Genomic DNA, 6,032 nt, shown 5'->3' with positions numbered 1-6,032 from the left:
AATACGCATGACCATAACTCATGGCCGCCGGTGCTGGGGATATTCCGGAAGCGAGATCCACCTCTGCATTACCGATCCCGGCGCTGGCCTTACCTACAATCGAGAGCACTCCAATTTTGTTGTTGATTCTGTACGAGACCGTCGCCCCAGTTAACCCTAGTGCATTTGCACTACCGACATTCACTGTTTTATATAGTGTGTCGTGATTGTGGGAGGACGGTGTATATGATGATGGTTTACCCGTTATGGTAGACCAATCTTGTGTGTGGGATACGTTTGCTTTTGATGCTAAATTATTATTTCGAAAAGAAAAATCCCCTTAAAAGGGGACTTTCCTTATCTAACGTATTTTATGTATGTATAGATCATTGCAAGTAAAATGAGGTCGTTTAGAGGTTCTACCATTTCGTAAATCGCTTTTTTAAATGACTTAGCGTCGTAGTCCATTGGAACCGTCCCCTTTTTTCTTTAATTATACTATTTAAGGACATGTATGTCTTGATTTCGATATAATTGTCCGAAAATCCGGACTTTTATATCAAAAACCGATATTTTTTACTAAGAAATGATATAATTCATTTGAAATCTGAATCGAAGAGATCGGTTATTTTGAGATTTAGACCTTTGGCAATATTTTCCAGTTGATCGAGTCGAGGCATTACTTGCCCACTTTCAATTTCGTGTAAAGTTGAACGAGGGATACTAGTTAATTGTTCCATTTTACGCAATGACAATTGTCGATCGTATCGGATCTTCCATATAAGCACATTCATTAAGTCTATATCCTCTATACCGTTTATATTAGTACAAATGTGCGAACATTGCAAAAAATAAAATGATACGCATAAATACGTATAAAAGCATTGACAAAATGCGCATAAATGCGTATAATATAAAGTGTAAGGAGGACATACTAATGAAGAGGAGAGAACTTGTAAAAAAGTTTGAAGCAGGCGGTTGGGAGCTTGTAAGACATGGTGGAAGACATGATATTTATACAGATGGAGAACATCTTGAAGAAATCCCCCGCCATCCTGACATCAATGAAGTCCTTGCAAAAAAATTAATAAGGAAATGGGGACTGTAAAGTCCCTATTTCCACTACGGAAAAGGAGGTAAATATTTTGAGAAAAGCATATCCAACAATTATGACACCGACAGATGGAATTTACATTATAAGAGTCCCAGACCTGGATATTGATACGCAGGGGAATGATATTACAGAGTCCATAGAAATGGCTAGGGATGCAATTGGATTAAAGGGTACTACGCTGGAAGATATGGGGAAAAATCTACCTGAACCTTCGGATCTATCAGAAATTGTACACGGTGACAGGGATATTGTAACATTAGTAGATGTAGATTTTATATCGTATAGAACAGAGCTTGATAATAAAATGGTAAGAAAAAATTTGACGATACCGAGTTGGCTAAATAAAAAAGCAGAAAGAGCAGGGGTGAATTTTTCAAAAATATTGCAGGAGGCACTAATAAAAACACTTGATGCTTAAAAAAACCGCCCCTGCTGCAACAGGAGCGGAATAATAGAGAAAATTGACCTGTACGTAGCCTGATTTCCTCGAGCTAAGTATATCATATGGCCTTGGCATAATCAAATTTTGGTTATGAATTAAGGAGTGCGATATTATGAGTATACAACCGAAAACGTATAAAAATAAAAATGGAAAGGAGATAACAAAATATTACCCTTGTGTATGGGACTCGATTAATAAAAAACCTGTATATGGAGACACAGGGTATTCTACTGAAATAAAGGCGCTTGTAGCAGAAGAGAAACTCAAAGAAAAAGTAAAAAATGGAAAAATTCCAAAGACAAAATCAAAGTTTAAAGAAGTTGCGTGTAAATGGTTTGAGGCAAGGATTGTACTAGTAAAAAATAAGGAATTATCAAATAATACTTATCGTACTGATAAAGATTATTATAATTCGTACCTTAGTGATATATTTGACGATGTTTATTGTCATAAAATCACATCAGTAAATATTAAAAAATTCGTTGATGAAATGAAGAAGGAATACAAACCAAAAACTGTAAATCGAGCATTAAGCGTTCTGAACATGATATTTGAATATGCTGTTTTTCCAGAACGTGTAATAACGGACAACCCATGTTTAGGTATAAAAGGAGCTTCTTTGAAAAAACGCGAATTTAAAGTATGGGATACCGAAACGATCAGTTATTTTATGTCGTTAGGTTCTGTGAAAACATCAAGATACTACGAAATGTTTGCCATGTCGTTTGGATATGGTATGCGCCCAGGCGAGGTATGTGGTTTAAATGCATCTGACCTACTGGGAAAAGGTATTTTAAAACTAAAACGAGGGTATGACAAATATTCGCAGGAAACATATATGAAAACAGATGATAGCCACAGATCGTTAGTTGTGTTACCTTTTTACGAAAATTTACTATTACGTCGTATTGAAATGAAAAAGTACGATAAGTTAGAATGCATAAGCAAAGATATCACATATTTTGATAATGATTATATATTTACACAAAAAAATGGGAATCCTGTAAATCCGGACGTTTATTATAAAGCATTTAAAAGAATCATAGCAAAGCACAACAAAGAATTGGAATTGCTTGCGGATGGATTTGGGAAATTACCAGATGGTAATTCTTTTCTGCCAGATATACGGTTATATGATGCAAGACATAGTTTCGGTACGAATATGATATTAGTTAATGATAAAAGTCCGGCTATTGTTGCAGAGATTATGGGAAGCAGCGTTGAAATGATTATGAAGAATTATGTTCATCCAAATAAAATTATGCAAAAAGATACTTTAAGTGGTTACGCGGATAAATTATTCAGAAACGAAGTATCCTCTAGTAACACGGGTTCTTAGAAAAAAACTTAGAAAAAAATAAATGCGGTATTCGTTGATTAACAACAAAACCGCATAAACACTAGCTTTTCAATAATCGAAGCGACAGGATTTGAACCTGCGACCTCTGCGTCCCGAACGCAGCGCTCTACCAAGCTGAGCCACGCTTCGATATTAAATTTATATAAAAGGGAAAATCCCTAAGTCGAAGCGACAGGATTTGAACCTGCGACCTCTACGTCCCTAACGTAGCGCTCTACCAAGCTGAGCCACGCTTCGATACTGATCCCCATTGGGTCAGCATAAGTTATTATACAGATAAGCTCCCGATTTGTCAACAATTTATTAGAAAATTCTCCTCCAAATTTCACCCCCCAATTTACCCAAATGAAACAAATACAAACGAACCCCACCCTCCAAAAAGCATCAGGCACCACAAAGGCAGCAGCGAAGCAGGCAAAAAGCGGAACCATGACAGATGGCCAACAGAGCCAGCCAACAGAACCGGAAGCTTAATCACATCGGACTCCACAGCTCCCTACCCTGCCGCCTCCTGTCCCCGCTTCATCATTTTACGATAAGAACCGGCTGTGACGCCGCATGCTTTTTTAAAACTCTGGGCAAAATAACTCTGTGAAGAGAACCCGGACAGCTGCGCGACCTCAGCGATACTGTGATCGGTAGACTGTAACAATTCTTTGCTGCAACGGATTCGTTTATCATTCAGATAATTAATCGGAGACAAGCCGTAACAGCCGGTAAACGCATGAACAAAATAAAACTTGTTCAAATGCGCGATTTCAGCCAGTGTATCCAAAGTAATATCTTCCATATAATTCGAATCAATATATCTCTTCGCACGTCCGCATTCCCTGGTAGTTTTCTGAGCAGGGACGACTTCAAAGGTAAAACCCGCATGCCGGACCACGTTCACCAGAAGTACTTCCAGCAGATCCTGGCAGACCAGCTCATAATTTTTCTCTTTCTGTTCCATTTCCGCCACCATAGCATTAAAATAGAACATAAGGTTCTCCCGGCGGTTGCGGTAATTGAATACGGTATAATCCGCATTTTCATTGAAAGAAAAGCACAGCCCCTCCACACCCAGCACCACATATTCCAGCGGAACGGTTCCAAGAGAGACTTCCGTATGCTCCACATTCGGGTTGATGATTACCAGGTCGTCCTGGGTTACAGAAAATGTTTTATCTTCGACGATAAATTTTCCGCTGCCGCCCCGTACGTAGAATAGCTCCGTGAAGTAATGGGTATGCTGAATACTGGGCCAATCCCCTTCATATACGGAAGAACTGACGAACAGTAGCTTTGCCGCTATTTTATCATGATTCGTATCGGTCAGCTGATATCTGGTATTGCCCATGAGATCCCTCCGTTTACAAAATGTTCATGAATTAGTCAAAAATTATTATGTTTCTTGCGTTTTACGTAATATCAATTATTTGTATTCTTATTATAGCAAAAAAACTAAAACAAGACAATAAAACGAGAAAAATTGGAAGAAATAACTATAAAATATACAAAATCCCAAATGATATTTCTTCAATACAGCGATTTACCGTGTGAAACTGTATAAATATAATCAGATCTGGATTTTAAGCAAAAAAGCAAGATATATAAAATTATGCGCAATATCTGTGTTGAATTCACAGGCAATTCAGACTATTCTTTAAGTACAGACCTGTGATACACAGGAACGAGGATCTCTAAGCTGATGAACAGCGATTGAGAAAGTTTAAGGAGGAAATACTATGAAAGCGAAGAAAGTTCTAAGCCTGGTTCTGGCAGCAGCCATGACACTGAGCCTTGTAGCCTGCGGCAGCAGTAAGGAAGAAGAGAATAAAGCTCCGGCCCCTGAAAGTTCCGCACCCGCAGACAATGGATCTGACGAAGCGAAAGAGCCCGCAGCAGGAGAACAGACGCTGAAAGTAGCAGCAGTTGAGACCGCTTACGGCGCCCAGATGTGGCAGGATGTAGCCGCCGCCTTTGAGAAAGCAAACCCTGGCGTGAAAGTGGAACTGACCATTGATAAAAAGCTCGAAGACATCATTACCCCCGCCATGAAAGCCGGAGATTACCCGGATGTGATCATGCGTGCGGTAGGTGCGGAATCCGCCCTGACCGAAACCTTCATCAAAGATAACAACATCGTGGAAATGACAGACGTATTGGCGATGACGGTTCCCGGTGAAGATGTTACGGTAGGCGAAAAGATCCTGCCCGGTTTCGTTGACAACTCTATCACGAACCCCTACGGCGATGGTAAAACCTATCTGATGCCCATGTTCTACGGCCCTTGCGGACTGTTCTATGATGCCGGCCTTTTTGAGGCAAAAGGCTGGACCGTGCCGACGACCTGGGATGAGATGTGGGAATTAGGCGACAAAGCCAAAGCAGAAGGAATCTCTTTATTTACCTATCCGACAGCCGGATACTTCGACGCATTCTTCTATGCCCTGCTTCGTGAGACAGCAGGAAACGACAAATTCCAGGAAGCGCTCCGCTACGGAGAAGGAATCTGGGATACCCCGGAAGCACAGCAGACCTTCGATATTATCGCGAAACTTGCTTCCTATACGGAGAAAACCACTCCGGCTAACGCCAACGACAATGATTTCCGTAAAAACCAGCAGTTAATTCTGGATGATAAAGCCCTGTTCATGCCGAACGGCAACTGGGTCATCGGTGAGATGGCAGACGCTCCCCGCGCAGATGGCTTCAAATGGGGATTCACCGCGCTTCCGGCAGTAACCGAAGGCGGAGACCGGGCTTCCTATACCTTCTTCGAGCAGATCTGGATGCCGAAGGGCGCTGTAAACCAGGATCTTGGAAAACAGTTTATCGCTTATCTGTACAGCGATGAAGCAGCCGAGATCTTCGCATCCGGGGAGACCCCTGCAGTACAGCCGATCAAGGGCATGGCAGATAAACTGGAAGGCGACAATAAGATTTACTACTCCATCTATGATACCGGCGCTATCGCGGTTATGGACGCGTTCGCAACCACAGATCCGGTAGAAGGAGTAACCGTCCGTACTACCTTCTTTGACCCGATCAACTCTCTGGTCAGCGGTGACAAGACCGAAGAACAGTGGGTGGAACAGGTGAAAAAAGACAGCGATGCACTCCGTGCAGCCCTGAAATAATACCCCTGTAAACCA

The 6,032-nt window shown here is 41.2% G+C and carries 6 protein-coding genes and 2 tRNA genes; 4 read left to right on the top strand and 4 right to left on the bottom strand.

Annotated elements, in window-relative coordinates:
- Positions 1–575: 575 nt before the first annotated feature.
- Positions 576–773 carry a helix-turn-helix domain-containing protein gene (locus KTH90_RS25445; RefSeq protein ID WP_408626285.1) on the bottom strand — a complete coding sequence of 66 codons (198 nt, stop codon included), beginning with the start codon at positions 771–773 and terminating at the stop codon, positions 576–578.
- Between the two features lie 143 nt (positions 774–916).
- On the opposite strand from KTH90_RS25445, the gene KTH90_RS10355 reads away from it, so the two are divergent.
- From KTH90_RS10355 to KTH90_RS10345, 3 genes are all read left to right on the top strand, one after another.
- The gene (locus KTH90_RS10355; protein WP_238726760.1) at positions 917–1,087 is read left to right on the top strand and encodes a type II toxin-antitoxin system HicA family toxin; all 171 of its coding nucleotides are present in this window, start codon (positions 917–919) and stop codon (positions 1,085–1,087) included.
- Between the two features lie 37 nt (positions 1,088–1,124).
- On the top strand, positions 1,125–1,511 hold the full coding sequence (locus KTH90_RS10350) for a type II toxin-antitoxin system HicB family antitoxin (protein WP_238726759.1): 387 nt from the start codon (positions 1,125–1,127) through the stop codon (positions 1,509–1,511).
- A 136-nt stretch (positions 1,512–1,647) separates the two neighbouring features.
- A complete protein-coding gene (locus KTH90_RS10345; RefSeq protein WP_238726758.1) occupies positions 1,648–2,874 on the top strand; it encodes a tyrosine-type recombinase/integrase in 1,227 nt (408 codons plus the stop codon).
- Between the two features lie 76 nt (positions 2,875–2,950).
- On the opposite strand, the gene KTH90_RS10340 is transcribed toward KTH90_RS10345, so the two are convergent.
- The 3 genes from KTH90_RS10340 to KTH90_RS10330 all read right to left on the bottom strand — a co-directional run bounded on the left by KTH90_RS10340 (position 2,951) and on the right by KTH90_RS10330 (position 4,234).
- Positions 2,951–3,024: transfer RNA gene (locus tag KTH90_RS10340), tRNA-Pro, on the bottom strand.
- 34 nt (positions 3,025–3,058) lie between these two features.
- A tRNA-Pro gene (locus KTH90_RS10335) sits at positions 3,059–3,132 on the bottom strand.
- Between the two features lie 259 nt (positions 3,133–3,391).
- A complete protein-coding gene (locus tag KTH90_RS10330; protein WP_158351273.1) occupies positions 3,392–4,234 on the bottom strand; it encodes an AraC family transcriptional regulator in 843 nt (280 codons plus the stop codon).
- A gap of 388 nt (positions 4,235–4,622) precedes the next feature.
- On the opposite strand from KTH90_RS10330, the gene KTH90_RS10325 reads away from it, so the two are divergent.
- Positions 4,623–6,017, top strand: coding sequence for a carbohydrate ABC transporter substrate-binding protein (locus KTH90_RS10325; protein WP_158351272.1), 1,395 nt, complete (start codon positions 4,623–4,625; stop codon positions 6,015–6,017).
- Positions 6,018–6,032: the final 15 nt, after the last annotated feature.

Origin of the sequence: Diplocloster modestus, assembly GCF_019042245.1 — a bacterium.
Taxonomy (GTDB): Bacteria; Bacillota; Clostridia; order Lachnospirales; family Lachnospiraceae; genus Diplocloster; species Diplocloster modestus.
The sequence above is the reverse complement of the archived record's forward strand: the minus strand, read 5'-3'. Positions and strand labels throughout refer to the sequence as shown.

Bases quoted from the DNA above. Each gene is read 5' to 3' on its own strand.
- KTH90_RS10355 (WP_238726760.1), top strand. From the start codon at position 917: ATGAAGAGGAGAGAACTTGTAAAAAAGTTTGAAGCAGGCGGTTGGGAG.
- KTH90_RS10325 (WP_158351272.1), top strand. From the start codon at position 4,623: ATGAAAGCGAAGAAAGTTCTAAGCCTGGTTCTGGCAGCAGCCATGACA.
- KTH90_RS25445 (WP_408626285.1), bottom strand. From the start codon at position 773: ATGAATGTGCTTATATGGAAGATCCGATACGATCGACAATTGTCATTG.
- KTH90_RS10330 (WP_158351273.1), bottom strand. From the start codon at position 4,234: ATGGGCAATACCAGATATCAGCTGACCGATACGAATCATGATAAAATA.
- KTH90_RS10345 (WP_238726758.1), top strand. From the start codon at position 1,648: ATGAGTATACAACCGAAAACGTATAAAAATAAAAATGGAAAGGAGATA.